Consider the following 23080-nt stretch of genomic DNA (forward strand, 5'->3'; position numbering starts at 1 on the left):
GCAAGGTGTGGTTCAGTTACCTGCGAGGACGCGTCCAACAATCGGGTCAGCCTGCAACCCGGGTGCCAAACCCGCGGTACCACCTCACTTGCCGCCAACGAGACATATCTTCTCGCGGCTGCCACTTCGTGACCGCTATGACGGGCTTACCCGTCCGGTTCTACTAGCCTGCAGCACGAAGGACGTACGACAGGGGTTCTTCCGGAAGCTCACCGGTGATGGCCGGGTCAAAGCTGTTGCACCTAGTCTAGCGGAAACTGACCGGCCCGCGGGGGGCGCCAATGCAGCTGGGACTACTGGCTCCGGATCACCTTGTGCGCTGCGGCCTGCGCCAGCGGGCGGACCACAATCTCGTCGAGGTTCACATGGTGGGGCACCGTCACCGCGTAGACGACGATATCCGCCACGTCCTCGCTGGTGAGTGGCTTTTCGACGCCGTCGTACACCTTTGAGGCGGCGTCTGCACTGCCCAGCCGGTTCAGGGAGAACTCCTCGGTGTGCACCATGCCGGGCAGCACCTCGACCACACGGACACCATGCTCTGCTTCCTCCAGCCGCAGCGCCCGGGTCATGGCACGCTGGGCAGCCTTCGCCGCGTTGTAGCCGGCGCCACCTTCGTAGGAGACCATTCCGGCCGTCGACGTCAGGTTCAGGACAGTGCCGCCATCCGCCTGATCCCTGAGCATAGGGAGAAACGCTCGGGTCATCTTCATCGTGCCCACCACGTTCGCCTGGTACATCCAGTCCCAATCGGCAGTCTTCGCGTCGACCAGCCGGTCGGCGCCGCGGGCACCGCCGGCAATGTTGATCAGGGTGTCAGCACCACCTGCGTCGGCGACGGTGCCCAGAAGGCGCTCGACGTCGTCGTCCTCGGTGATATCGGTGGGCACCGCGATGGCCCCGGTCCCGGCGGCCAGCTCCGCCAGACGGTCGGCGCGACGGGCGACGGCGAAGACCCGCCACCCCTGGGCCGCGAGCAGGCGGACCGTGGCCTGCCCAATGCCGGTGCTGGCTCCGGTAACAACTGCTGCTCGCTGCGCTGGCGTGATCTGGGTGGAAGTCATGGATCCAACTTATCGTGAAACAATTGTCGGTATGGCTGAACACACTCCGGGCACAGACACGCCCGCAACAGTAAATGTCCCTGACAAACCGGTTCTTGAGGGTCTCGAGTCCCGGCTCGCCGCACAGTGGCGGGCGGATGGTACCTACACCTTCGACCCCGAGACGTCCCGGGCGGAGGTGTATTCGATTGACACTCCCCCACCCACGGCATCAGGTTCGCTGCACGTAGGCCACATGTTCTCGTACACCCAGACCGACGTCGTCGCCCGGTATCAGCGGATGCGCGGCAAGAACGTGTTCTACCCGATGGGGTGGGACGACAACGGTCTGCCCACTGAACGCCGCGTCCAGAACTACTATGGTGTGCGCTGCGACCCCTCGGTCGCCTACGACGCCGGCTACACCCCTCCCGCTGAGCCGCCCAAGAACCAGCGCGACTTCGACGCCGTCTCGCGCCGGAACTTCATTGAGCTGTGCGAGGAGCTCGCGGTCCAGGACGAGCTGGTGTTTGAAAACCTGTTCAGCACCCTCGGCCTCTCGGTTGACTGGAACCTGACGTACCGCACCATCGACGACACGTCCCGTGCCGTCAGCCAGCGCGCGTTCCTGGAGAACCTCGCCGGCGGCGACGCGTACCTTGCCGAGGCTCCCACCCTCTGGGACGTCACGTTCCGCACGGCAGTGGCACAGGCCGAACTCGAAGACCGGGAACAGCCAGGCGCCTACCACCGGATCGCGTTCCACACCCCCGCTGGGGAGAAGATCTTCATCGAATCGACCCGCCCGGAACTTCTGCCCGCCTGCGTGGCGTTGGTGGCGAATCCCGACGACGAGCGGTATCAGCACCTGTTCGGCACCACTGTCACGTCGCCGCTGTTCGACGTTGAGGTTGAAATCAAGGCGCACCCGCTGGCGAAGCCCGACAAGGGCACCGGCATTGCCATGATCTGTACCTTCGGTGACCTCACCGACGTCATCTGGTGGCGTGAGCTGCAGCTGCCCACCCGCGCCATTGTGGGCCGCGACGGCCGGATCCGGTCCGAGACCCCCGAGTGGATCAGCACGGAGAAGGCACAGGAAAACTATTCGGCCATCGCCGGGAAGACCGTTTTCAGCGCCAAGGAAGGCGTCGTTGCCTTGCTGCGCGCCAGCGGGGAGCTGGAGGGCGAGCCGAAGAAGGTGGTCCACCCGGTCAACTTCTACGAGAAGGGCGACAAGCCGCTCGAGGTTGTCACCAGCCGCCAATGGTACCTCCGGAACGGTGGCCGCGACGAGGCCAAGCGCGAGAAGCTCATCCAGCGCGGCCGGGAGATCGACTTCCACCCCGCGTTCATGCGGTCCCGGTACGAGAACTGGATCGAAGGACTCAACGGCGACTGGCTGGTCTCACGGCAGCGTTTCTTCGGCGTCCCGATTCCGGTCTGGTACCGCCTCGACGCCGACGGGGAGCCTGACTACGAGGCTCCGATCGTGCCGACCTACGAGGCACTTCCCGTGGACCCGGCAGCCGAACCGGCTCCCGGCTTTGAGGAGAGCGCCCGCAACCAGCCGGGTGGTTTTGTCGGCGAGAACGACGTGCTGGACACGTGGGCGACGTCGTCGCTGACGCCCCAGATTGTGGGCGGCTGGCCGAAGAACCCCGACCTGTTCGCAAAGGTCTTTCCGTTCGATCTTCGGCCGCAGGGCCACGACATCATCAGGACCTGGCTGTTCTCGAGCGCCGTCCGCGCCGATTCGCTGCAGGATTCGGCACCGTGGCGCCATGCCGCGCTGTCCGGCTGGATCCTGGACCCGGACCGCAAGAAGATGTCCAAGTCCAAGGGCAACGTGGTGGTCCCCACCGACGTGCTCGAGGAATTCGGGGCCGACGCCGTCAGGTACTGGGCTGCCTCAGCCAAGCTGGGCGCCGACACGGCCTATGAGATTGCGCAGATGAAGATTGGGCGGCGGCTGGCCATCAAGCTGCTGAACGCGTCGAAGTTTGTGCTGAACCTTGGTGCCACCGAGCACACGGTCCTCACCGATGACACCTCAGTGGTTACGAACCAGCTGGATTTGTCCCTGCTGGCTCAGCTGGGACAGGTCATCGACGCGTCGACTGCCGCGTTCGAGAAGTATGACTACGCCAAGGCTCTGCAGCTCAGCGAGACGTTCTTCTGGTCCTTCACGGATGACTACGTGGAGCTCATCAAGGACCGCGCCTACGGTGCTGCCGGTGAGGCCGAGCAGGCGTCGGTACTGGCCACCCTCGCGACCACTCTCGATGCGATGCTGCGGATGTTCGCGCCGTTCCTGCCCTTCGCTACCGAGGAGGTCTGGAGCTGGTGGCGCAGTGGATCGGTGCACCGGACCGAATGGCCGACGTCGGGCCACCTCGCCGGAACCATCCGCACCGCCGATACCGGCGTGTTGGGCACAGTGGCGCTCGCCCTCGGCGGCATCCGCCGGTCGAAGTCCGAGGCGAAGGTGAAGCAGCGCACCGAGGTGCTCAGCGCCGTCGTCAACGGCTCTGCTGCGCAACTGCGCCAGCTCAACGCCGGCCTGAACGATCTGCTGGCGGCAGGCAATGTGCGCGAGCTGCACCTGGCCGAAGCCGAGGGTGAGCTGTCGGTGTTCGAGGTGGAACTGGCTCCCGTCGAAGCGGTCTAGCCTGCAGCTGACACAATCCTGAAAGAGGGAGGCCCCACAGACCGATTCGGTCTGCGGGGCCTCCCTCTTTTACGGTTACTGCTAACTAGTCGAAGGAAGGGCTCTCGGTGCGTGAGCGTTTCAGTTCGAAGAATTCCGGGAATCCGGCGAGCATGACGGCGCCGTCGAAGATGCGTCCTGCGTCTTCGCCCCGGGGGATGCGGGTCAGGACGGGGCCGAAGAAGGCCGTGCCGTTGAACGCGACCACGGGGGTGCCGACTTCATCGCCCACCCGGTCAATTCCGTCCTGGTGCGAGGCGCGGAGCTGGGCGTCGTATACCTCGCTGGTGGCGTAGTCCGCGAGTTCGGCGGGAAGTCCGACTTCCTCGAGGGATTCGCGGATCACTGCAGCGAAATCCTGGTTCTTTCCCTGGTGAATCCGGGTGCCCATTGCATCGTAGAGCTTCTTGATGTTGTCATCACCGTGGAGTTCAGCTGCGGCAACGATGACCCGGACGGGCCCGTAGGCCTGCTTCATGAAGTCCTGGTATTCCTGGGGAAGATCACGGCCGTCGTTGAGCACGGCCAGGCTCATGACATGCCAGTCCACCTTGATGCTGCGGACCTTCTCCACTTCCTCAATCCACCGGGAGGTGATCCAGGCGAAGGGGCAGGCGGGATCAAACCAGAAATCGGCCTTTTGGACATTGTCGGTGGGAACAATCGTTTCAGTCATATTCCCTACAACCCGGGTACCAACCGGTGTATTCCGGCCGGACGCCGAAATTTCCGGCGTTAGGCCGACTTGTTCCGGCGCTTCGCAACGACGTCGTGCGAGATCAGCGTGGGTTCCGCCTTCTTGGCGACCACATCTTCAGTGATGACAACCGTGGCAATGTCATCCCGGCTGGGCAGGTCGAACATCACGGGCTGAAGGACTTCCTCCATGATGGCGCGCAACCCCCGGGCCCCGGTTCCCCGCTCGAGCGCCTGATCGGCGATGGCCTCGAGAGCCTTTGGCTCGAAGGTGAGCTCGACGCCGTCGAGCATGAACATTTTCTGGAACTGCTTGATCAGGGCGTTCTTCGGTTCGGTCAGGATCTGCATCAACGACTTTTGGTCTAGGCTGGTCACCGTGGTGATGACGGGCAGACGTCCGATGAACTCGGGAATCAGACCGAACTTGAGCAGGTCCTCGGGCATGACGTCGCCGTAGCTGGCTTCCTCACTCTTGAGTGAGGACAACGGGGCGCCGAAGCCGATCCCCTTGCGTCCCGCACGGGAGCCGATGATCTCTTCCAGGCCAGCAAATGCACCCGCAACGATGAACAGGACGTTGGTGGTATCGATCTGAATGAATTCCTGGTGCGGGTGCTTGCGGCCGCCCTGGGGCGGCACCGACGCGACAGTACCCTCGAGGATCTTCAGCAATGCCTGCTGCACGCCTTCACCCGATACATCGCGGGTGATTGACGGGTTCTCGCTCTTGCGGGAGATCTTGTCGATTTCGTCGATGTAGATGATGCCCTGCTCGGCCTTCTTGACGTCGTAGTCAGCGGCCTGGATGAGCTTCAGGAGGATGTTCTCAACATCTTCCCCCACGTAGCCCGCCTCGGTGAGCGCCGTGGCGTCCGCGACGGCGAAGGGGACGTTCAGCCGGCGGGCCAGGGTCTGCGCGAGATAGGTCTTGCCGCAGCCGGTGGGGCCGATGAGGAGGATGTTCGACTTGGCAATCTCCACGTCTTCGGCAGGCACCGCGTCGGAGAGGTTTCCCGTGCTCCGCGGGGCATGCCCGGACTGGATCCGCTTGTAGTGGTTATAGACGGCGACGGCGAGGGACCGCTTGGCGGGTTCCTGACCGATCACGTATTCCTGCAGGAAATCGAAGATTTCGCGGGGCTTCGGAAGCTCGAAGGTGCCAAGGTCAGCTACCTCGGACAGCTCTTCCTCGATGATCTCGTTGCAGAGATCGATGCATTCATCGCAGATGTACACGCCCGGGCCGGCAATTAGCTTCCGGACCTGCTTCTGGCTTTTCCCACAGAAAGAGCACTTAAGCAGATCTGTGCTCTCACCAATGCGAGCCATGTGTCAGTCCCCTTACGTGGATCTGTTGAAATCGACACCCGATATCCGAGCTGATGGAACCGGGCTACCTTCCACTCTAGGACAATTGGCGCGGCTATGAAGCACCAAAAGGCCCGTGGTGCGATTGTTTCGCACCACGGGCCTTGGTCCGGAGAAGAGTGCCTTACGGCTTGTTGATCTTCGGTGGGCTGATCTTGCGTGACGTGAGAACTTCGTCCACCAGGCCGTACGCCTTGGCGTCGGCGGCGGTGAGGATCTTGTCGCGTTCGATATCGATGTTGACCTGCTCGGCGCTCTTGCCACTGTGCAGGGCCAGCGTGTCCTCCAGCCAGGTGCGCATCCGCATCACTTCGTTGGCCTGGATTTCCAGGTCCGACGCCTGACCACCCTGGCCGCCGCCAAGGGCCGGCTGGTGGATCAGGACACGGGCGTTGGGAAGTGCAAGCCGCTTGCCGGGGGCCCCTGCCGCGAGCAGCACGGCTGCAGCGCTGGCTGCCTGGCCGAGGCAGACGGTCTGGATTTCAGGGCGGATGAACTGCATGGTGTCGTAAATTGCGGTCATGGCCGTGAACGATCCACCCGGCGAGTTGATGTAGAGCGTGATGTCGCGCTCTGGATCGGTCGACTCAAGCACCAGCAGCTGGGCCATCACGTCGTCGGCCGATGCATCGTCAACCTGCACGCCAAGGAAGATGATGCGGTCCTCGAAGAGCTTGGTGTACGGGTCCTGGCGCTTGAACCCGTAGGGGGTGCGCTCTTCGAACTGGGGAAGAACGTAGCGGTTGGACGGCATCTGCGGTGCGGCGCCGCCTGCTGCGGCTCCAAAATTGTGGTTCATGGTCTCTCCTGGGTGATCTCTGCTGTGGTGGGTGGGGCGCAGGCGCAGCGACTTAGTCGCGCTGCGTTCCGCCGCCGCCGGATACCGTGTTGGCGTGCGCAGCGATCTTGTCGAAGAAGCCGTATTCCAGGCCCTCCTGCGCAGTGAACCACTTGTCGCGGTCGTTGTCCTTGAGGATTTTCTCGACCGTCTGCCCGGTCTGCTCTGCCGTGAGTTCAGCCATCACGCGCTTCATGTGCAGGATCAGTTCGGCCTGGATCCGGATGTCCGACGCCGTTCCACCGATGCCGCCGGAGGGCTGGTGCATCAGTACCCGGGCGTGAGGGGTCGCATAGCGCTTGCCCTTGGTGCCCGAGGAGAGGAGGAACTGTCCCATCGACGCCGCAAGCCCGGTGGCGACGGTGACCACGTCGTTCGGGATGAACTGCATGGTGTCGTAAATGGCCATTCCCGCGGTGACCGACCCGCCGGGCGAGTTGATGTACAGGAAGATGTCTTTGTCCGGGTCTTCAGCTGACAGGAGCAACAGCTGGGAGCAGATGGCGTTGGCGTTGTCATCCCTGACCTCTGAGCCGAGCCAGATGATGCGCTCTTTCAGGAGCCGGTTATAGATGTAGTCATCCCGGCCAGCGGGGTCTACGGTCGCCATGGTCGGGGTGGTGGGTTCGATTGCCATTGGAAGTTAGCCTCTCACTCTGGTTGGTCTACCGGGTGCCGGTAGCCGACCGTTTGTCTCTCATTGGACAGTAACTTGTTTGGGGGTCCGTTTGATCCCGCTGCGGAGGCTGTTCGCTGACGGCGCACCAGAGCGGGGGCTGCGGAACTTAACGGCCGAGGGCCGTCCTCCCGGGTGGGAAGACGGCCCTCATTCGTCAATGGTGGGGCTATGCCTTGCTGGACTCTTCGTCAGCTGCAGCCTCGGCCTTGGCTGGCTTTTTCGGAGCCGCCTTCTTCGCAGCAGGCTTCTTCTCCGCAGCTGGCTTCTTTTCAGCGGCTGGCTTCTTGGCTGCAGGAGCCTTCTTGGCTGCTGGGGCCTTCTTGGCCGGCTTCTTCTCAGCGGGCGCCTCGGATGAGTCGTCAGCTTCATCGCCGGGGCGAACGAAGTCGCTCAGGTCAACAACGGATCCGGAGCTGTCCGTGACGACTGCCAGTTCAAGGACCTTCGCCAGTGCCTTACGACGACGGACCTCTCCGACAATCATCGGAACCTGACCGCTCTGATCCAGCATCTGAGCGAACTGGTTCGGCTCCATGCCGTACTGGCCGGCGGTCGACACGATGTAATCGATCAGCTCCGGCTGGCTGACACCGATTTCTTCCTTCTCGGCGATCGCGTCGAGGATCATTTCGTTGCGGAACGCCTGCTCGGTGTTCTCGCGAATCTCGGTGCGGTGCTCTTCGGTGTCGTGACCCTCGGCGTTGGCGTGGGCGTTCTCACCGGTGAAGTGCTGTTCCAGCTGATCCTCGATGAAGGCTGCTGGGACGGGGACCTCGATGAGCTCGATGAGCTTCTCGAGAACCAGGTCACGAGCTTCAACGCCCTGCTCGGTGACCTTCTCTTCGGCTGCGCGCTTGGTGAGGTCGGCGCGCAGTTCAGCGATGGTGTCGAATTCGCTGGCAAGCTGGGCGAAGTCGTCGTTAGCTTCGGGGAGTTCGCGCTCCTTGACGGCGCTGACCTCAACCTTGACCTGCGCCTTGTTGCCGGCGTTCTCGCCGTTGGCCAGCGTGGTCTCGAAGATGGCGTCCTCGTCGGCGCTGAGCCCGGTGACGGCTTCGTCCATGCCCTCAAGCATGGTGCCGGAACCGATCTGGTAGGACACGTCCTGCGCGGCGTCAACCTGCTCGCCGTCGACCGTTGCTACCAGGTTCACGGTGAGGAAATCACCGTCGGCGGCGGGACGATCAACCGCGGTGAGGGTACCGAACCGGCCACGCAGCTCGTCAAGAGCCTTGTCGACGTCGGCGTCGGATGCCTCTGCAGCTTCGACGGTCACTTCGAGACCCGAGTACTCGGGAAGGGTGATCTCCGGGCGGACATCCAGCTCGACGGTGAACAGGAGCTGTCCATCCTTGGCGGCGGGATCCGGCACTTCGGTGATCTCAACCTCTGGGCGGGTCAGGGGACGGATTCCCGTTTCCTGAACGGCGCTCTGGTAAAAGTCATTCAAACCATCGTTGATTGCGGTTTCGATGACGTAACCGCGACCTACCCGCTGGTCAATCAGCTGGTTGGGGACGCGTCCCTTGCGGAAGCCCGGAACCTGGACCTGGGCGGAGATGGTCTTGTAAGCCGCATCGATGTTTGGCTTGAGCTCCTCAAAAGGAACTTCAACATTGAGCTTCACTCGCGTGGGAGTGAGGTTTTCGACAGCGCTCTTCACGGCGTAGTACTCCTGAATGATTGAAGATGAATGACCACACGGCGCCCGTGGAATTACCGGAACGGCATCCGCGGCGATAATGCAGAGTCGGGGTGACAGGAGTTGAACCTGCGACTTCCTGCTCCCAAAGCAGGCGCTCTACCAAGCTGAGCTACACCCCGTAAGTGCAGCCATTAGTCTACGTAACTTTTGCTCCAGTTGCACATTTGGCTAAACGGCCTTGCCTGTGGTGTAGTTATAGGCGTTCCGACGGCCTGAGCCGCTAAAGTAGTTAGTAGCTTGCTCGGGTTTTTGGGGATGTAGCTTAGTGGTAAAGCCTCAGTCTTCCAAACTGATGATGCGGGTTCGATTCCCGTCATCCCCTCCAGAATGTGGGTAGATTTCCCCAGCCCAGTCCAATAAAAAAGCACCCCGCCAACCTGGCGCCGGGTGCTTTTTTCGTTTGACTACCGGGCTGCTAGGGCGCCTGGCAGCCGGGACACCAGAACAATTTCCGCGCCGCCATCTCGGCAACAGCCACCGGCGTTCCGCAGCGGCGGCAGGGCAGACCGGCCCGCCCATAGACGTAATGCGCGTCCTCGCGTTTGACCCGGGACGACGACGAGGACCGATCGGCCGGCGACGTCGTAATAATCCGGCCAGCACGCACTCCGTCGCCCATGATCGCGGCGATGTCCTCCCACAGGACTGTGGCTTCCTCAACGCTGACCGACTTGCCGGGGCGCCACGGGTCCAGCTTTTGCCTGAACAGCGCCTCAGCCCGATAGATGTTGCCTACGCCCGCGATCACCGCCTGGTTCATCAGGAGCAGGCCCACCGGGCTGGCGCTCTTGCGCAGACCGGAGGCGAACCGGGCGACGTCGTCGGGCGCATCCAGAGCGGCGCTGCCGAGCGGATCGGGGCCAAGGCGGGCGACGACGGCGTCGCGCTCCGGTTCGGTAATAACCTCACAGGCTGTCGGGCCGCGCAAATCGGCCCAGCCATAGTCGCTGACGAGGCGCAGACGGACGGCACCCACGGGAGCCGGCGGCCCGGCGTAGGTGGCGTCGGGGGTGCCGGCGACCTCCCGCTCCCCCACCTTGCGCGGCGCACCGATGCTGGACGCGCCCATGAACGACTTGTCGCCGCCGAAGCTCCAGGCACCGTAAAGCCCCAGGTGCACGCGTAGGAAAAGTGTGGGGGTAGGACTTTCGTCGAGTCCGTCGGCGAACTCGACGAAGAGTTGCTTTCCATGCGCGGCGGCTCGCACCAACACGCGTCCGTCCAGGCCCGCCGCGCCAGCAGTAAACCGACCCTGTGGGCTGGATGCCGCGACCTGCTCCCCGCCGAACACTGAGGACAGCTGGGACGCCAGCCGGTGAATTGAATGGCCTTCGGGCATCGGACTACAGGTTGACGCTGCCGGTGGTCTCGTAGGCGGCGAGCTGCCCGATCCGCCGCACGTGGCGTTCGGCGTCGCTGAACGGCTCGGCGAGGAACGCGTCAATGATGAGTGTTGCTTCCTCGACCGTGTGCTGCCGTCCGCCGACTGCCACCACGTTGGCGTCATTGTGCTGGCGCGCCAGCTTTGCGGTGTCCAGGCTCCAGGCCAGCGCAGCGCGGACTCCCCGCACCTTATTGGCAGCCATTTGTTCGCCGTTGCCGGATCCACCGAGCACAATGCCCAGCGTTTCGCGCCCTGCCTGCTGGTCAATGACGACGGCCTGCGCTGCGTTGATGCAGAACCCGGGGTAGTCATCCTCAGCGTCGTAGACCTGTGGTCCGTGGTCGATGACCTCGTACCCGGTTCCGCGCAGGTGCTCGATCAGGTGGGCACTGAGCTCCATGCCGGCGTGGTCAGTGGCGATATGAACGCGCATGAAAGATCCGTTTCGATGAGATGGGTGTGTGCTGTCAAGGGTACTTGGTTGCCGGGTGTGCAGGTTGGTCGACGCTGATGAAAGAATGGCTGTGCTGCGTAAGCTGCATCACACCCGACGCCCGCCACCCGCAGGGCTTCCCATCATCTTTTTCGAAAGGCTCCACTTTGCCAGGCATGAATCTGACGCGCGAAGAGGCACGAGCTCGCGCTGACATTTTGACCGTCACCTCCTACGACATCAACCTTGACCTCACCCGTGGCGACACAGTCTTCGGGTCGCGGACTGTCGTGAAGTTCGAGGCCACCCAGGGTGCTTCAACGTTCATTGACGCCGTCACCAAGGACGTGTCACGGGTGACCCTGAACGGCGTCGAGCTCGACCCGTCCGAGGTCTCTGATGGAATCCGCATCCAGCTGCCCCAGCTCGCGGCAGCCAATGAGCTGGTGATTGACGCTGACATGTTTTACATGAACACCGGCGAGGGTCTGCACCGCTTCGTCGACCCGGTCGACAACGAGGTGTACCTCTACACCCAGTTCGAGGTTCCGGACTCCCGGCGCGTGTTCCCCGTCTTTGAGCAGCCCGATCTCAAGGCCACCTTCAGCTTCACCGTGACGGCGCCGTCGCACTGGGATGTCATCTCCAACTCCCCCACGCCCGTCCCTGTCGACGCCGGCTCGGCCGACGACGGCGTCGCGACGTCCACCTGGTCCTTCGAGCCCACCGGTGTGCTGTCGTCCTACGTCACTGCCCTGATCGCCGGACCGTACCAGTCGGTGCGCAGCGAGCTCACCAGTTCGGACGGCCGTGTCATTCCCCTGGGTGTCTTTGCCCGGAAGTCTCTGATGCAGCACCTCGACGCCGAGAACGTGTTCGCGTTGACCCGGCAGGGGTTCGCCTTCTTCGAAGAGCAGTTCGGAACCCCGTACCCGTTCGCCAAGTACGACCAGCTCTTTGTCCCCGAGTTCAATGCGGGTGCCATGGAGAACGCCGGCGCCGTGACTTTCGTGGAAAGCTACGTTTTCAGGTCCCGGGTCACCGACGCCACCGTTGAGCGCCGGGCCATCACCATCCTGCATGAACTCGCGCACATGTGGTTCGGCGACCTGGTGACCATGCGCTGGTGGAACGACCTTTGGCTCAATGAATCCTTCGCCGAGTTCATGTCCACCCTCGCCGCCGCCGAAGCCACCGAGTTCAAGCAGTCATGGACCACGTTCGCCTCGCTGGAGAAAGCCTGGGCCTACCGTCAGGACCAGCTCCCCTCCACCCACCCGATCGTCGCCGACATCAACGACCTCGAAGATGTGCAGGTGAACTTCGACGGCATCACCTATGCCAAGGGCGCCTCGGTGCTCAAGCAGCTGGTGGCCTGGGTGGGCCAGGACAAATTCATGGAAGGCGTCAGGGAGTACTTCGGCAAGCACTCCTGGAAGAACACCGAACTGGTGGACCTGCTGTCCGAGTTGGAGAAAGCCAGCGGCCGTGACTTGAAGGAATGGTCGGCCCTGTGGCTGGAAACGGCTGGCGTCAACACCCTGCGGCCTGAACTCGAGGTCGACGACGACGGCGTGATCACCAGCTTTGCGGTCCTCCAGTCGGCTGTTGCCGACTACCCCACGATCCGCCCGCACCGACTGGCGATTGGTTGCTATTCCCTGGACGATGCCGGAAAGCTGCAGCGTATTGACCGGGTGGAACTCGACGTCGACGGCGAACGCACCGACGTGCCTGAACTGGTTGGCCGGGCCCGCCCCGACCTGGTGCTGCTCAACGACGATGATCTGGCCTACGCGAAAATCCGGCTCGACGAGGTGTCGTTGCGCACAGCAACGCGACACCTCAAGGACTTCAACGACTCGCTCCCCCGCACCCTGGTCTGGGCTTCAGCCTGGGACGCAGCACGCGACGGTGAGACACCGGCCCGCAACTACGTGGAGCTGATCCTGCAGAACATCGGCGCCGAATCCGATTCGTCGGTGGTGCTGGTCCTGCTCCGTCAGCTCGCCACGACGCTCGCGTTCTATGTGAACCCCGTCGACCGGTCAGCGATGACTATCGCGGCCGCCGACAGCCTCTGGGAACTCGCCCAGCGGGCCGACGCCGGATCGGATTCACAGTTGCAGTTCATCAAGGCGTTCGCAGGACACGCGCAGACCGGACCCCATCTGGACACCATTGAAGCGATCTTCAGCGGCTCCGAGGTGCCCGCGGGGTTGGAGATTGACGCCGACCTACGCTGGGAGTTGGTGACCTCACTCGTGGCTGGTGGCAGGTTCGCACAGCCGGACATCGACGCCGAGCTCGAGCGCGATGCCACCGCCACCGGTCAGCTGGCAGCCGCCCAGGCGAAGGCGGCCATCCCCACGCCGGAGGCGAAGGCCGAAGCGTGGCACAGCATCATTGAGCGGTCGGACATGCCCAACGCGGCCCAGCGGTCAGCGATTGCCGGGTTCATGCGCGTTCACGACCCAGCAGTCCTTGCTCCCTTCGTGGACAAGTACTTTGCTGCTGCCCCTGACGTCTGGGGCAGCAGGACTCACGAGATCGCTCAGCAAATCATCGTGGGGCTGTATCCATCGCGGTTAACCACCCAGGAGACGCTGGACAAATCTGCAGCCTTCCTGGCCGCGCTCGATGCCGAAAGCACCTCGTTGCGACGCCTGATCCTTGAGAGCCAGGACGGGATTGTGCGGGCTCTGAAAGCGCAGGCCGTCGACCGGTAAATCAGGCGGTTTGGGGTGTAGTTTATAACCCATGAACCTCTCCGAGCACCACTATCGGATAGCTGTCAGATGGACCGGGAATCGTGGCGAAGGCACCCGGTCCTACCGAGGCTACGGCCGGGACCACGAGGTGTCGGCTGTGGGTCCGCCGTTGCTGCTCGGCACGGCGGACCCCACCTTCCACGGAGACAAGGACAGGTGGAATCCTGAACAGTTGCTGCTCGCGGCACTGTCCCAATGCCACATGCTGTCCTATCTCCATATGGCGGTGAAAAACGGGGTGGTAGTGACCGCCTACGAGGATCCCGCCGTCGGCACCATGAGGTTGAATGGCAACGGCAGCGGCGAGTTCATCAGTGTCACCCTGAAGCCTCGGGTGACCATCACCGATCCCCTGCTGAAATACACCGCGCAGGCCATCCACCGTGATGCCGCCGCGTCCTGTTTTATCGCGCGGTCGGTTAACTTTCCGGTCAATCACGAACCGGTGGTAGTGGTGGTGGAAGAGGCCCCGCAGGACGCCTAGGAAGCGTCGTCGGTCCGGCGCGGATGGAGCCGTTCCTCCGCGCCGGGATCAGACCCGATTTTCCGCTCGCTGCTTCGGGTGGCCCTCTCGGCCTTCGCCAATCCAGCGCCGCCCGGCGGGCCCGACGTCGTCCCCGCGGCACCCATGCCCCAAATTGAGTGTTTGGCCGACAATCCGCCGGGAGAGAAATCCGCTGCCGCCGGGGATCAGGATGCATCTCGGCTCGACCTACGGCGCTAGCCTAGGACCAGACACCCTTTCCGCCGCTGGCGGGGAGAACCCTGCGCTTGTGAAGGAAACGGTCACGCCCCCATGCAGTCGCCCACCCAGATTGGTTTAGGAGACCAGCTCCTCCACGCCGCCATCATCCTGGTGGCTGGGCTGGTGTTATGGCTGGTGGTCCGCTTCATCATCAACCGGATGGTGCGGCGGGTGCGCAGCGGGTCCGACCTGTTCAAGAAACCGCATCTCAAATGGGCGCAGCCCGTCCTTCGTACCCTCGACCACAAACGGCGGGTGCAACGAACCGAGACCATCGGGGCACTGCTGCGCAGCGTTTCGGGTCTCACCATCGCGATCATTGCCATCATGATGGCCCTGCAGGCGCTCGGCGTGGATATTGGTCCCATTCTCGCGAGCGTCGGAATCGTGGGTATCGCCATTGGCTTTGGTGCCCGCGAAATCATCAGGGATGCGTTCCTCGGGTTTTTCATCACCCTCGAGGATCAGTACGGAATCGGCGACACCATCGAGGTCGGCGACACCGTCGGAGTGGTGCAGTCGGTAGGTCTGCGGATTACGCGTCTGATCGATGACAACGGGGCCATCTGGTACCTCCGCAACGGGGACATCATGAAAGTGGGCAACCGTTCACAGGGCGACTACGTGGCGCCAGTAGCTGCCGATGCCGCACCCGTTGCCCCGGTACCCGGCGCCGAACCTACAGGAGAGAAATCATGACAAACCCCGGAAACGCCGAAGGCATTCCCATCCCGTCCCGATTCGGGGAGCCGCTCGCCAGGCTCACACCGGTGGGTCCGCGATTCGACCAGCCAGCCTATACCGACAACTTCTACGAAGCAGTCGGAGGGCATCCGGTCTTCGTGAAACTGGTCGATATCTTCTACGCCGGCATCGCCGATGACGAGTTGCTGCGCCCGATGTACCCCGAGGAGGATCTCGGACCGGCCAAGGAACGCCTGCTGATGTTCCTTGAACAGTACTGGGGCGGTCCCAAGACGTACGGGGAGCAGCGTGGGCATCCGCGACTCCGGATGCGGCACATGCCGTTCGCCGTGTCACCCCAGGCCCGGGATCACTGGTTGACGCACATGCGCGCTGCCGTCGACGCCCTGGACCTCGCACCTCTCCATGAGGCGACGCTGTGGGATTACCTTGAGCGGGCTGCCCATTCGATGGTCAACTCGGCGGACGACCGCTAGGACCCGTTCATATCACGGTGGGGATCCGCGACAGCACATGGCCTCGCGAGGTGCTGATCCGGGTCCACCGCCCGTTGGTCAGGACCAGTGGACGCTCTTCCCCGGCGAGGAAACCCAGGGCGAAGGCCCCGAAGGCTGCACCCGCTGGCACCTCGACTGCCAGATCTTCGATGCTGCGACCCCAGATCGCTCCCCTGGCACTGTTGACGATCAGGGCGCCCGGATTGTTCGGGACGGTCTCCGCGACTTCGCGGATACCGTTTCTGGCTGCAGTCTCGACAAGCTCGGCGCTCAGGTCGCCGCGCGGCTCCCACCCGGAGCGTGGGGGCAGCACCCCGGTCCAGCTCTCGGTGACCGTGGTCGGGGGAACCTGCAGGACGACGTCGTCGTCGGCCATCCGGGCGAGCCGGTCCGACACCGAGGCCAAAGCAACAGTGGTGTCCACGTTCGCCGGGGCTGCCAGCGGCATGGTCCGCAAGCCAAGAACGGTGGGGATCGCCTCGCCGAGGATGCGCGGCCGGAGAATGCAGATGTAGGCGGCGAGGACAGTTCCCGTCGCCTGCAGCCGGACGGCGCCGTCTTCGGCTGCCCTGGCCCGGGCGATGAACGTCCGCAGGTCGGCGACCACCAGTGGATCGGTGAAGATCAGCTCGGTTGATTCCGGCGGTGACACCATCGGTCAGCCGTCCTGTCGGCGCCGGAAGGCCACCGGGTCGCCGAGCCAGCGCTCCAGGGCGGCGCGCTGCGCTTCGTTGAGTTTCGCGGGCCGGCCGGTGGTCCGGTTGACGAGGATCATGGTGGAAGCCGCCAGAGCGTAACTGATGGAGCCGTCCGGCTCCGCGATCTGGTAGCCCAGATCAAAGCTTGAGCCGCCGATGCCGGTCACCCAGATGCTGATCTCCAGCGGGCTGGGACGGTAGTTCAGCGGCGCCGAGTATTCGATCTCGTGCCGTGCAACGAGCGTGAAGTGGTCCGGGCCGATCAGGTCAAGCAGGGTATCGGACGGTTCGGCGCCGCCCTGGACCGGGTCCGAGAGTGGCAGGTGAATGAACTGGACGCGCGCGTCCTCAAGGTACTGCAGGAACCGCACGTTATTGACGTGTCCGTAGGAGTCTTCGTCGCCGAAGCGTAGCTGAATAGGGAAGCGCTGGATCCGGGGCATGCTCCCATCCTCTCAAACGTAACCCGGCCCGGCTAAACGCTTCACCACTGGTGTTGAGGGGCGGACGCGTGTGCAACTAAGGTCAGAGGTACTTTCGACGTCGTTTCCGCGACGGATCTACCCCACGCATCACCGCACTACAAGGAGAATTTACCTATGGCTGTCGAGTCCACTGTCGATCCAACCCAAACGCTGGTCGACCTGCTTGATCTGAGCAGCGCGGATGGAGCGCAGACCGACGAGGAGATCTTCGTGGGTACCTCGGTGCAACAGGCAGGGCGGCGGATTTTCGGTGGTCAGGTGTTGGCTCAGGCACTGATTGCGGCGATTCGCACCGTCGAGCCGACCCGGGAAGTCCACTCCATGCACGCCTACTTTTTGAGGGCGGGAGATGCGCTTGAACCGATCACCTTCGGGGTGCAGCGTCTGCGTGATGGCCGGTCCTTCTCGGCCCGGCGGGCGCACGCGTACCAGAATGGGGTCCCCATCCTGTCGATGATCGCCTCCTTCCAGCAGCCCGACGACGGTCTGTCCCACCAGGAGCGGATGCCTGAGGGAGTACCCGATCCTGAGTCGCTCCCCAGCACCGCCGACCTGCTCGGCGACATGGACCACCCGTTGGCACGCGCATGGTCATTTGACCGGCCGTTCGACATTCGGCATGTGGATGGTGCGCTCTATGTGCAGCACGACAGCGACCGGGTGGCACGCAATGCGGTCTGGATGAAAACCTTTGCTCCGATGCCGGCAGATCAGGGGCTGCACCGGGCGGCCCTTGCCTACGCCAGCGACTACACGCTGCTCGAATCAATCCTCCGCCAGCACGGCCTGAGCTGGATCACCCCCGGCATGAGTGTCGCCAGCCTGGATCACGCCATGTGGTGGCACCGTCCGGTGAAGGTGGATGAGTGGTTGCTTTATGTTCAGCAGTCCCCCAGCGCTTCGGGGGCACGTGGCCTCTCGACCGGGCAGATCTTCAACCGTGCCGGCGAGCTGGTGGCAACCGTTGCCCAGGAGGGCATGGTCCGCGTTCCCTGATGCCCCCACCTGGATCGAGCCAACACACATAACCGGAAAATCGCCGCAAACGCGTCCTTGGTGTTGACTCGATGAAAAGAAGGAGCGCCCCGACCGTTAGTGGCCGGGGCGCTCCTTCTTCAACGAGTCAGCTGTTAGTCGCGGGTCAGGCGGCGGTGCGTGACGCGGTGAGGCTTTGCGGCGTCGGCGCCGAGCCGTTCCACCTTGTTCTCCTCGTAGGACTCGAAGTTACCCTCGAACCAGTACCACTTGTCCGGGTTCTCCTCGGTACCCTCGTAGGCGAGAATGTGGGTCACGACCCGGTCGAGGAACCACCGGTCGTGCGATACCACCACGGCGCAGCCGGGGAATTCCAGCAGTGCGTTTTCCAGGCTGGACAGCGTTTCGACGTCGAGGTCGTTAGTCGGTTCGTCAAGGAGGAGAAGGTTTCCACCCTGTTTGAGCGTCAGGGCCAGGTTCAGCCGGTTACGCTCACCACCGGAGAGGACACCGGCACGCTTCTGCTGATCGGGGCCCTTGAAGCCGAAGGCCGATACGTAGGCCCGTGAAGGCATTTCGACCTGTCCCACCTGGATGAAGTCGTGTCCGTTGGAGACAACCTCCCAGAGGGTCTTCTCGGGGTCGATGCCACCACGGGACTGGTCGACGTAGGAGATTTTCACCGAATCACCGATGGTCAGCTTGCCGCCGTCGATTGGTTCCAGGCCCACGATGGTCTTGAACAGCGTGGTCTTACCGACGCCGTTGGGGCCGATGACGCCGACGATGCCGTTGCGGGGCAGCGAGAAGGACAGTCCGTCGATCAGGATGCGATCGTCGTAGCCCTTGCGCAGGTCAGTTGCTTCAATGACCTGGTTACCCAGGCGTGGGCCCGGCGGGATCTGGATGTCTTCGAAGTCGAGCTTCTTGGTGCGCTCCGCTTCTGACGCCATCTCCTCGTACCTGGCGAGCCTGGCCTTCGACTTGGTCTGGCGGCCCTTGGCGTTGGAGCGAACCCATTCGAGTTCCTCGGTGAGGCGCTTGGACTGCTTGGCATCCTTTTTGCCCTGCACCTCGAGGCGGGCACGCTTCTTTTCCAGGTAGGTGGAGTAGTTGCCCTCGTAGGGGTACAGGTGGCCGCGGTCGACCTCGGCGATCCACTGTGCAACGTGGTCGAGGAAGTACCGGTCGTGGGTCACGGCCAGGACAGCTCCGGCGTAGCTCTTGAGGTGCTGCTCGAGCCACAGCACACTTTCAGCGTCGAGGTGGTTGGTGGGCTCATCGAGGAGCAGCAGGTCGGGCTTCTGTAGAAGCAGCTTGCACAACGCAACCCGGCGTCGTTCGCCACCGGAAAGGATCGTGACATCGGTTTCCGGGGGCGGGCAGCGCAGCGCGTCCATGGCCTGTTCCAGCTGGGAATCGAGGTCCCAGGCGTCAGCCGCGTCGATGGCTTCCTGCAGTTTCCCCATCTCTTCAAGCAGGGTGTCGAAGTCGGCGTCCGGGTTGGCCATCTCTTCGGAGATCTCGTTGAATCGCTGGATCTTGCCGTAGATCTCACCGACACCTTCCTGCACGTTGCCCAGAACGGTCTTTTCCTCGTTCAGGGGCGGCTCCTGCAGCAGGATGCCCACTGAGTAGCCAGCGCTGAGCTTCGCTTCGCCGTTCGAAGGGGTGTCCAGGCCTGCCATGATCTTCAGGATGGTGGACTTGCCCGAGCCGTTGGGGCCCACGACGCCAATCTTCGCGCCGGGGTAGAAGGACATGCTGACGTCGTCGAGGATTACTTTGTCGCCGACAGCCTTGCGTGCCTTGGTCATTGTGTAGATAAATTCCGCCATGCTCCAAGGCTAGTCGGTGCAACCAACTATCTCCCATTTGTGTGCGGTAGCTCCCGTTGCCTGACAGGAGCGTTCCCCTTGAGGAGGGTGGCGCCACCGAGTTCTAGAAGGGTGCGTCACTGAGTTGACGTCCTGCTTCCGGTGAACTGGTGCCACCGCCAGACGAGTCGTCGGCGTCAGCGGTGTGCCCGGCGTCGGCGCCAGCGGTCTGCCCGTCGGTGTGCCCATCAGTGTGCCGCCTGTCAGCCTCCCCGTCGGTGTGCTCTGCGCCGTCGTCGTCGGAGAGCTCTGGGTAGCCGCCCGACGCGTCCATGATCTCCCCGGTGGCCTGGTCGACCCGTGGATAATCCACATCGGAGTCCTGCACATCCGATGGATCACCCGCCGTCGACGTTTCCCCTCCGGTGCGGTCGGCGCTGGTGCGGTGGAAGTGGGCGGTCCCCCACATCAGGTCATGCCCGACCGTTTCAGCGTCGATATCTACCGAGGTACCGGTTCTCCCGTCCTCCCGGATCCACGGCCGGATCCGAAGCCGCCCGCTCACCACCACCTTGTCGCCCTTCTTGATGCTCACTCCGGCGTTGGTGGCCAATTGCCTGAACATTGACACGGCGTACCAGTTGGTTTGGCCGTCAGCCCAGGAACTGGTGTTCCGATCGAATCGGCGCTCGGTCGAGCACATGCGGAAACTGGCGTAGGCCAGGCCGCTGACTGCGACCCCTGACTTGACGTCGGTGGCCACATAGCCTCGGACTGTGATGTTGTCGCTCATCGAATTCCCCTTCAGCAAAGGTGTGCGCTGGCGGGTGTGCCAGCAGACACTATTTCACCGGTACCGGGGTGCGGGCGGGGGCTGTGGCAGCCCTATGTGGACAGGCTGAGGGAAGGGTCGCAGGTGGAGGGAAAGTCATCAACACGCTGGACCGGTTGCGGTCGGCCGCAACTCCGCGGGCCGCCTCTGTTCCGGGGCTGGGGTCTTGCCTGCAGGCCGTCCTGTTCCGGGGCCAGCGTCTTGCCTGCTGGTCGGCCCGGTAATGCTGTGGTGCCCCCGGCGCGATTCGAACGCGCGACCAACGGATTAGAAGGCCGTTGCTCTATCCACTGAGCTACGGGGGCGACTTTTCTAGGTTACTACGCCGCCCAGCATCGTCGTGACGATGGGCGGCCCGGTTCTACGTCAGCATCTGGACATGCGTGGCTGACATGCAGGGCATTTCCGTCCACGGATGGCCGGGTTGCTCGCCGGGGTCCGTGTTGGTCACCGCGGTCCGGGTTGGTCACCGGAACGGGTGGTGGTTCGCTACGCCCCGAAGGTCACCTTGAGTTCGAGGTGGTGCTGGCCTGCGATGTCCTGTGAATAGACCGCCTTGCCGGAGATTCCCGTGAGGCCTTCGGTACCGGATCCCGGGATGATGTGGCCTGAACTGGCTGCAGCGCTACCCTCGGCAATCCCCCAGTGCTGGACGATCATGGTGCCCACCCTGCCGCCGACCGATCCGGTGAAGACCTCCGACGCGACGTAGCCGGCGCCGAAGTCGTTCCCCGCCATCAATAACTCGGCGAAACTGGTCCCAGCCAGGTCGCCGGTGAAGACTTTGGTGGCGCTGACCCGGGACAATTCACTCGACGACCCGGGAACTGAATAGCGCTCGGGACTCCAGTCAGATATCTCGAAATCGCCGCTGATGATGTGTTCTGTCGATTCGGTCATTGACCCAGTATCGCCGGTTCAGCCCGAGAAAGCATGTTTGGGAGGACCCCGGTGATCAGTGCAGCTCGCCTGCCGCCGGGCTTTCATAGCGTTTCCGGAACAGGATCTTGGTCTTCGGATCGAGGAAAACCAGGTAGCACGCGAAGCCCAGAGCCACCACCGCAGCGACCTGCCGTGCCACCGTCAGGCTGAGCTCGAAGTACGGGAAAATGTCCAGCTGATCCGAGATGGCGTAGATCATGAAGAAGGACACCATGAAGTAAAGGGTCTTGACCTGCCAGTCGTTGCGGATACCGGTCACGGCGAACAAGGGGATCAGCCACACGACGTACCAGGACTGGATCATCGGCGCGAGAAACACGATCGCCGCGAAGGCGAGGGCGAGCCGGCGTACCAACCGGCTGTGTTCACCGGTGAACATGAGCCACCCGATGATGGCCAGCGAGGTGATCCGCCCCAGCAGGTAGACCACATCAGTGAAGGATTGACCGTCAAAGCCCAGTGCGTCCGCGAGGATCATGACGACCATGCCCAGGAATCCAATGGGTGCGTACCAGATCCAGACGCTGCCCGGGGTGCTCAGTGCGCCCACCCAGCCAAACCCGAACCCGTTGATCATTCCCATCGCCCAGAGGATGGCAAATGAGATGCCAGCGGTGAGACCCCAGTAGAGGAACTTCCGCGGCCAGCTGGCACCTTTACCTGCCCACATCAGCCCCATGAAAGGAAGAAAGATCAGCGTGATGGGCTTGATGGCGATGGACAGGGTGACGATCACGATGGCGCGCAGCGGTTTCTGGGTCGCCGCCAGGTAGAGCCCCCAGAGGGCAAGACCGATCATCAGCGCATCATTGTGGATGCTGGCAATGAAATTGATCAAGAAGAGGGGGTTCGCCGCGGTCAACCACAGCGCCCGGTTGGGGTTGACGCCGTGCAGTTCGGCGAGTTTGGGCACGTAATACACGCACAGTGCCACTCCCACAATGGCGATGAGCCGGAAGAGCAGTATCGAGAAGTCGGGTTGCCCGCCGGTGATGCCAACCACCAGGGCTTCAATCCACAGGAATACGGGCCCGTAGGGGGTGGGGCTTTGCGCCCACATATCGTCGGCACCGATCTGCAGGTAGTTCGAGATCTGGGAGTAGCCGTCGACATAGGGATTCAACCCTGACAACACCACCTGGCCCTGCGCGATGTAGGCGAACACATCCCTGCTGAACAGCGGGAGGGCCAGGCACATGGGCGCACCCCAGGCAATCACGGCGCGGAGGATCACCGGCCGGGACTCGGGCCCCCACCCATGCAGGCGTTGACCAAGCCGCAGCCAGGAGCGGACCAGAAGCATGCCACCCAAGGCGAGGATCAGGACGGACACCACAGCGCCGGCCGGTTCAAACCGCATCCACATGATGACGGGGACCCTGCGCAACTCGACCGACGCCAGCGACAGCCAGCCGACACCATACGATCCGATCATCATCATCAGTGATCCCACGAACCCCTGGATAACCGCGACATTCGGGCGGCCCGCCAAGGCTGAGTCCGTCCGGGGCTGCGAGGCGTCGGCTGGCACCTGGGCAGTCATCTGTGGTTATCCAATCTTCGGTCGAACACTAAATCTCGAACGGCTGTTCTGCTGAATTACTGCATCTAAACCGAGGTGCCGTGGCCGGGCAGACTGGCTAGATTTTAGCATTGACAGCTGGCCCGTAGCCGGTATCGCCGCACCCGGTTGCTGCGTCCGGATCCGGCGAAACAGTGCTTACACTTGGCTTGACCAATATTCCTTGACGATT

General features: G+C 63.1%; 20 protein-coding genes and 3 tRNA genes. 7 read left to right on the plus strand and 16 right to left on the minus strand.

Annotated elements, in window-relative coordinates; genetic code table 11:
- Positions 1-293: 293 nt before the first annotated feature.
- A complete protein-coding gene (locus ACX80T_RS04725; protein ID WP_459303841.1) occupies positions 294-1064 on the minus strand; it encodes an SDR family oxidoreductase in 771 nt (256 codons plus the stop codon).
- 31 nt (positions 1065-1095) lie between these two features.
- Here ACX80T_RS04725 and valS point away from each other — a divergent pair, with 31 nt between their 5' ends.
- The gene (gene valS / locus ACX80T_RS04730; protein WP_459303842.1) at positions 1096-3714 is read left to right on the plus strand and encodes a valine--tRNA ligase; all 2619 of its coding nucleotides are present in this window, start codon (positions 1096-1098) and stop codon (positions 3712-3714) included.
- Positions 3715-3799: 85 nt separating this feature from the next.
- Here the strand turns inward: valS and ACX80T_RS04735 are convergent, their stop codons facing one another.
- From ACX80T_RS04735 to ACX80T_RS04760, 6 genes are all read right to left on the minus strand, one after another.
- Entirely contained in the window at positions 3800-4429 is a 630-nt protein-coding gene (locus tag ACX80T_RS04735) for a mycothiol-dependent nitroreductase Rv2466c family protein (RefSeq protein WP_459303843.1), read from the minus strand.
- 59 nt (positions 4430-4488) lie between these two features.
- Complete coding sequence (gene clpX / locus ACX80T_RS04740) at positions 4489-5781, minus strand: ATP-dependent Clp protease ATP-binding subunit ClpX (protein ID WP_024475453.1); 1293 nt, start codon at positions 5779-5781, stop codon at positions 4489-4491.
- A gap of 163 nt (positions 5782-5944) precedes the next feature.
- Positions 5945-6619, minus strand: a complete 675-nt coding sequence (locus tag ACX80T_RS04745) for an ATP-dependent Clp protease proteolytic subunit (RefSeq protein WP_019482862.1) — start codon at positions 6617-6619, stop codon at positions 5945-5947.
- Positions 6620-6671: 52 nt separating this feature from the next.
- The gene (locus tag ACX80T_RS04750) at positions 6672-7268 is read right to left on the minus strand and encodes an ATP-dependent Clp protease proteolytic subunit (protein WP_024475965.1); all 597 of its coding nucleotides are present in this window, start codon (positions 7266-7268) and stop codon (positions 6672-6674) included.
- 235 nt (positions 7269-7503) lie between these two features.
- Positions 7504-9000, minus strand: a complete 1497-nt coding sequence (gene tig, locus ACX80T_RS04755) for a trigger factor (RefSeq protein ID WP_459303844.1) — start codon at positions 8998-9000, stop codon at positions 7504-7506.
- Positions 9001-9087: 87 nt separating this feature from the next.
- Positions 9088-9161, minus strand: a tRNA-Pro gene (locus ACX80T_RS04760).
- A 132-nt stretch (positions 9162-9293) separates the two neighbouring features.
- Here ACX80T_RS04760 and ACX80T_RS04765 point away from each other — a divergent pair.
- A tRNA-Gly gene (locus ACX80T_RS04765) sits at positions 9294-9367 on the plus strand.
- Between the two features lie 90 nt (positions 9368-9457).
- Here the strand turns inward: ACX80T_RS04765 and ACX80T_RS04770 are convergent.
- Both ACX80T_RS04770 and ACX80T_RS04775 read right to left on the minus strand, forming a co-directional pair.
- Positions 9458-10381, minus strand: coding sequence for an Fpg/Nei family DNA glycosylase (locus ACX80T_RS04770; protein ID WP_459303845.1), 924 nt, complete (start codon positions 10379-10381; stop codon positions 9458-9460).
- Between the two features lie 4 nt (positions 10382-10385).
- Positions 10386-10859, minus strand: a complete 474-nt coding sequence (locus tag ACX80T_RS04775; RefSeq protein WP_459303846.1) for a ribose-5-phosphate isomerase — start codon at positions 10857-10859, stop codon at positions 10386-10388.
- Positions 10860-11035: 176 nt separating this feature from the next.
- On the opposite strand from ACX80T_RS04775, the gene pepN reads away from it, so the two are divergent.
- The 4 genes from pepN (at position 11036) to ACX80T_RS04795 (ending at position 15556) form a co-directional block, all read left to right on the plus strand.
- Positions 11036-13588 carry an aminopeptidase N gene (gene pepN / locus ACX80T_RS04780; RefSeq protein WP_459303847.1) on the plus strand — a complete coding sequence of 851 codons (2553 nt, stop codon included), beginning with the start codon at positions 11036-11038 and terminating at the stop codon, positions 13586-13588.
- 31 nt (positions 13589-13619) lie between these two features.
- Complete coding sequence (locus ACX80T_RS04785) at positions 13620-14114, plus strand: OsmC family protein (protein WP_019482868.1); 495 nt, start codon at positions 13620-13622, stop codon at positions 14112-14114.
- A 312-nt stretch (positions 14115-14426) separates the two neighbouring features.
- Positions 14427-15074: a mechanosensitive ion channel family protein gene (locus ACX80T_RS04790; RefSeq protein ID WP_019482869.1), complete on the plus strand. Its 648-nt coding sequence runs from the start codon at positions 14427-14429 to the stop codon at positions 15072-15074.
- Positions 15071-15556: a globin gene (locus ACX80T_RS04795; RefSeq protein ID WP_019482870.1), complete on the plus strand. Its 486-nt coding sequence runs from the start codon at positions 15071-15073 to the stop codon at positions 15554-15556. Before ACX80T_RS04790 ends, ACX80T_RS04795 begins: the two co-directional genes overlap by 4 nt.
- A gap of 7 nt (positions 15557-15563) precedes the next feature.
- On the opposite strand, the gene ACX80T_RS04800 is transcribed toward ACX80T_RS04795, so the two are convergent.
- Together ACX80T_RS04800 and ACX80T_RS04805 are read right to left on the minus strand one after the other, a co-directional pair.
- Positions 15564-16232, minus strand: a complete 669-nt coding sequence (locus ACX80T_RS04800; RefSeq protein ID WP_019482871.1) for a hypothetical protein — start codon at positions 16230-16232, stop codon at positions 15564-15566.
- A 3-nt stretch (positions 16233-16235) separates the two neighbouring features.
- Entirely contained in the window at positions 16236-16718 is a 483-nt protein-coding gene (locus ACX80T_RS04805; RefSeq protein WP_019482872.1) for an acyl-CoA thioesterase, read from the minus strand.
- A 156-nt stretch (positions 16719-16874) separates the two neighbouring features.
- Between ACX80T_RS04805 and ACX80T_RS04810 the strand changes: the two genes are divergently transcribed.
- Entirely contained in the window at positions 16875-17756 is an 882-nt protein-coding gene (locus tag ACX80T_RS04810) for an acyl-CoA thioesterase (protein WP_019482873.1), read from the plus strand.
- A gap of 134 nt (positions 17757-17890) precedes the next feature.
- Here ACX80T_RS04810 and ettA read toward each other — a convergent pair whose 3' ends face one another.
- The 5 genes from ettA to mptB all read right to left on the minus strand — a co-directional run bounded on the left by ettA (position 17891) and on the right by mptB (position 22869).
- Positions 17891-19573, minus strand: coding sequence for an energy-dependent translational throttle protein EttA (gene ettA / locus ACX80T_RS04815; protein ID WP_019482874.1), 1683 nt, complete (start codon positions 19571-19573; stop codon positions 17891-17893).
- Positions 19574-19676: 103 nt separating this feature from the next.
- Complete coding sequence (locus ACX80T_RS04820) at positions 19677-20345, minus strand: single-stranded DNA-binding protein (RefSeq protein WP_459303848.1); 669 nt, start codon at positions 20343-20345, stop codon at positions 19677-19679.
- 268 nt (positions 20346-20613) lie between these two features.
- Positions 20614-20689, minus strand: a tRNA-Arg gene (locus ACX80T_RS04825).
- A gap of 184 nt (positions 20690-20873) precedes the next feature.
- On the minus strand, positions 20874-21284 hold the full coding sequence (locus ACX80T_RS04830) for a DUF3224 domain-containing protein (RefSeq protein ID WP_459303849.1): 411 nt from the start codon (positions 21282-21284) through the stop codon (positions 20874-20876).
- Between the two features lie 55 nt (positions 21285-21339).
- Complete coding sequence (gene mptB, locus ACX80T_RS04835) at positions 21340-22869, minus strand: polyprenol phosphomannose-dependent alpha 1,6 mannosyltransferase MptB (protein ID WP_459303850.1); 1530 nt, start codon at positions 22867-22869, stop codon at positions 21340-21342.
- Positions 22870-23080 lie beyond the last annotated feature (211 nt).

The sequence above is a fragment of the Arthrobacter sp. Sr33 genome, from assembly GCF_054511195.1.

Excerpts from the sequence above, each read along its gene's own strand:
- ettA (WP_019482874.1), bottom strand. The coding sequence starts at position 19,573 with ATGGCGGAATTTATCTACACAATGACCAAGGCACGCAAGGCTGTCGGC.
- valS (WP_459303842.1), top strand. The coding sequence starts at position 1,096 with ATGGCTGAACACACTCCGGGCACAGACACGCCCGCAACAGTAAATGTC.
- ACX80T_RS04795 (WP_019482870.1), top strand. The coding sequence starts at position 15,071 with ATGACAAACCCCGGAAACGCCGAAGGCATTCCCATCCCGTCCCGATTC.
- ACX80T_RS04790 (WP_019482869.1), top strand. The coding sequence starts at position 14,427 with ATGCAGTCGCCCACCCAGATTGGTTTAGGAGACCAGCTCCTCCACGCC.
- ACX80T_RS04800 (WP_019482871.1), bottom strand. The coding sequence starts at position 16,232 with ATGGTGTCACCGCCGGAATCAACCGAGCTGATCTTCACCGATCCACTG.
- ACX80T_RS04810 (WP_019482873.1), top strand. The coding sequence starts at position 16,875 with ATGGCTGTCGAGTCCACTGTCGATCCAACCCAAACGCTGGTCGACCTG.
- ACX80T_RS04775 (WP_459303846.1), bottom strand. The coding sequence starts at position 10,859 with ATGCGCGTTCATATCGCCACTGACCACGCCGGCATGGAGCTCAGTGCC.
- ACX80T_RS04725 (WP_459303841.1), bottom strand. The coding sequence starts at position 1,064 with ATGACTTCCACCCAGATCACGCCAGCGCAGCGAGCAGCAGTTGTTACC.
- ACX80T_RS04770 (WP_459303845.1), bottom strand. The coding sequence starts at position 10,381 with ATGCCCGAAGGCCATTCAATTCACCGGCTGGCGTCCCAGCTGTCCTCA.
- ACX80T_RS04735 (WP_459303843.1), bottom strand. The coding sequence starts at position 4,429 with ATGACTGAAACGATTGTTCCCACCGACAATGTCCAAAAGGCCGATTTC.
- mptB (WP_459303850.1), bottom strand. The coding sequence starts at position 22,869 with ATGACTGCCCAGGTGCCAGCCGACGCCTCGCAGCCCCGGACGGACTCA.
- clpX (WP_024475453.1), bottom strand. The coding sequence starts at position 5,781 with ATGGCTCGCATTGGTGAGAGCACAGATCTGCTTAAGTGCTCTTTCTGT.
- ACX80T_RS04830 (WP_459303849.1), bottom strand. The coding sequence starts at position 21,284 with ATGACCGAATCGACAGAACACATCATCAGCGGCGATTTCGAGATATCT.
- ACX80T_RS04745 (WP_019482862.1), bottom strand. The coding sequence starts at position 6,619 with ATGAACCACAATTTTGGAGCCGCAGCAGGCGGCGCCGCACCGCAGATG.
- ACX80T_RS04805 (WP_019482872.1), bottom strand. The coding sequence starts at position 16,718 with ATGCCCCGGATCCAGCGCTTCCCTATTCAGCTACGCTTCGGCGACGAA.
- ACX80T_RS04750 (WP_024475965.1), bottom strand. The coding sequence starts at position 7,268 with ATGGCGACCGTAGACCCCGCTGGCCGGGATGACTACATCTATAACCGG.
- ACX80T_RS04785 (WP_019482868.1), top strand. The coding sequence starts at position 13,620 with ATGAACCTCTCCGAGCACCACTATCGGATAGCTGTCAGATGGACCGGG.
- ACX80T_RS04820 (WP_459303848.1), bottom strand. The coding sequence starts at position 20,345 with ATGAGCGACAACATCACAGTCCGAGGCTATGTGGCCACCGACGTCAAG.
- pepN (WP_459303847.1), top strand. The coding sequence starts at position 11,036 with ATGAATCTGACGCGCGAAGAGGCACGAGCTCGCGCTGACATTTTGACC.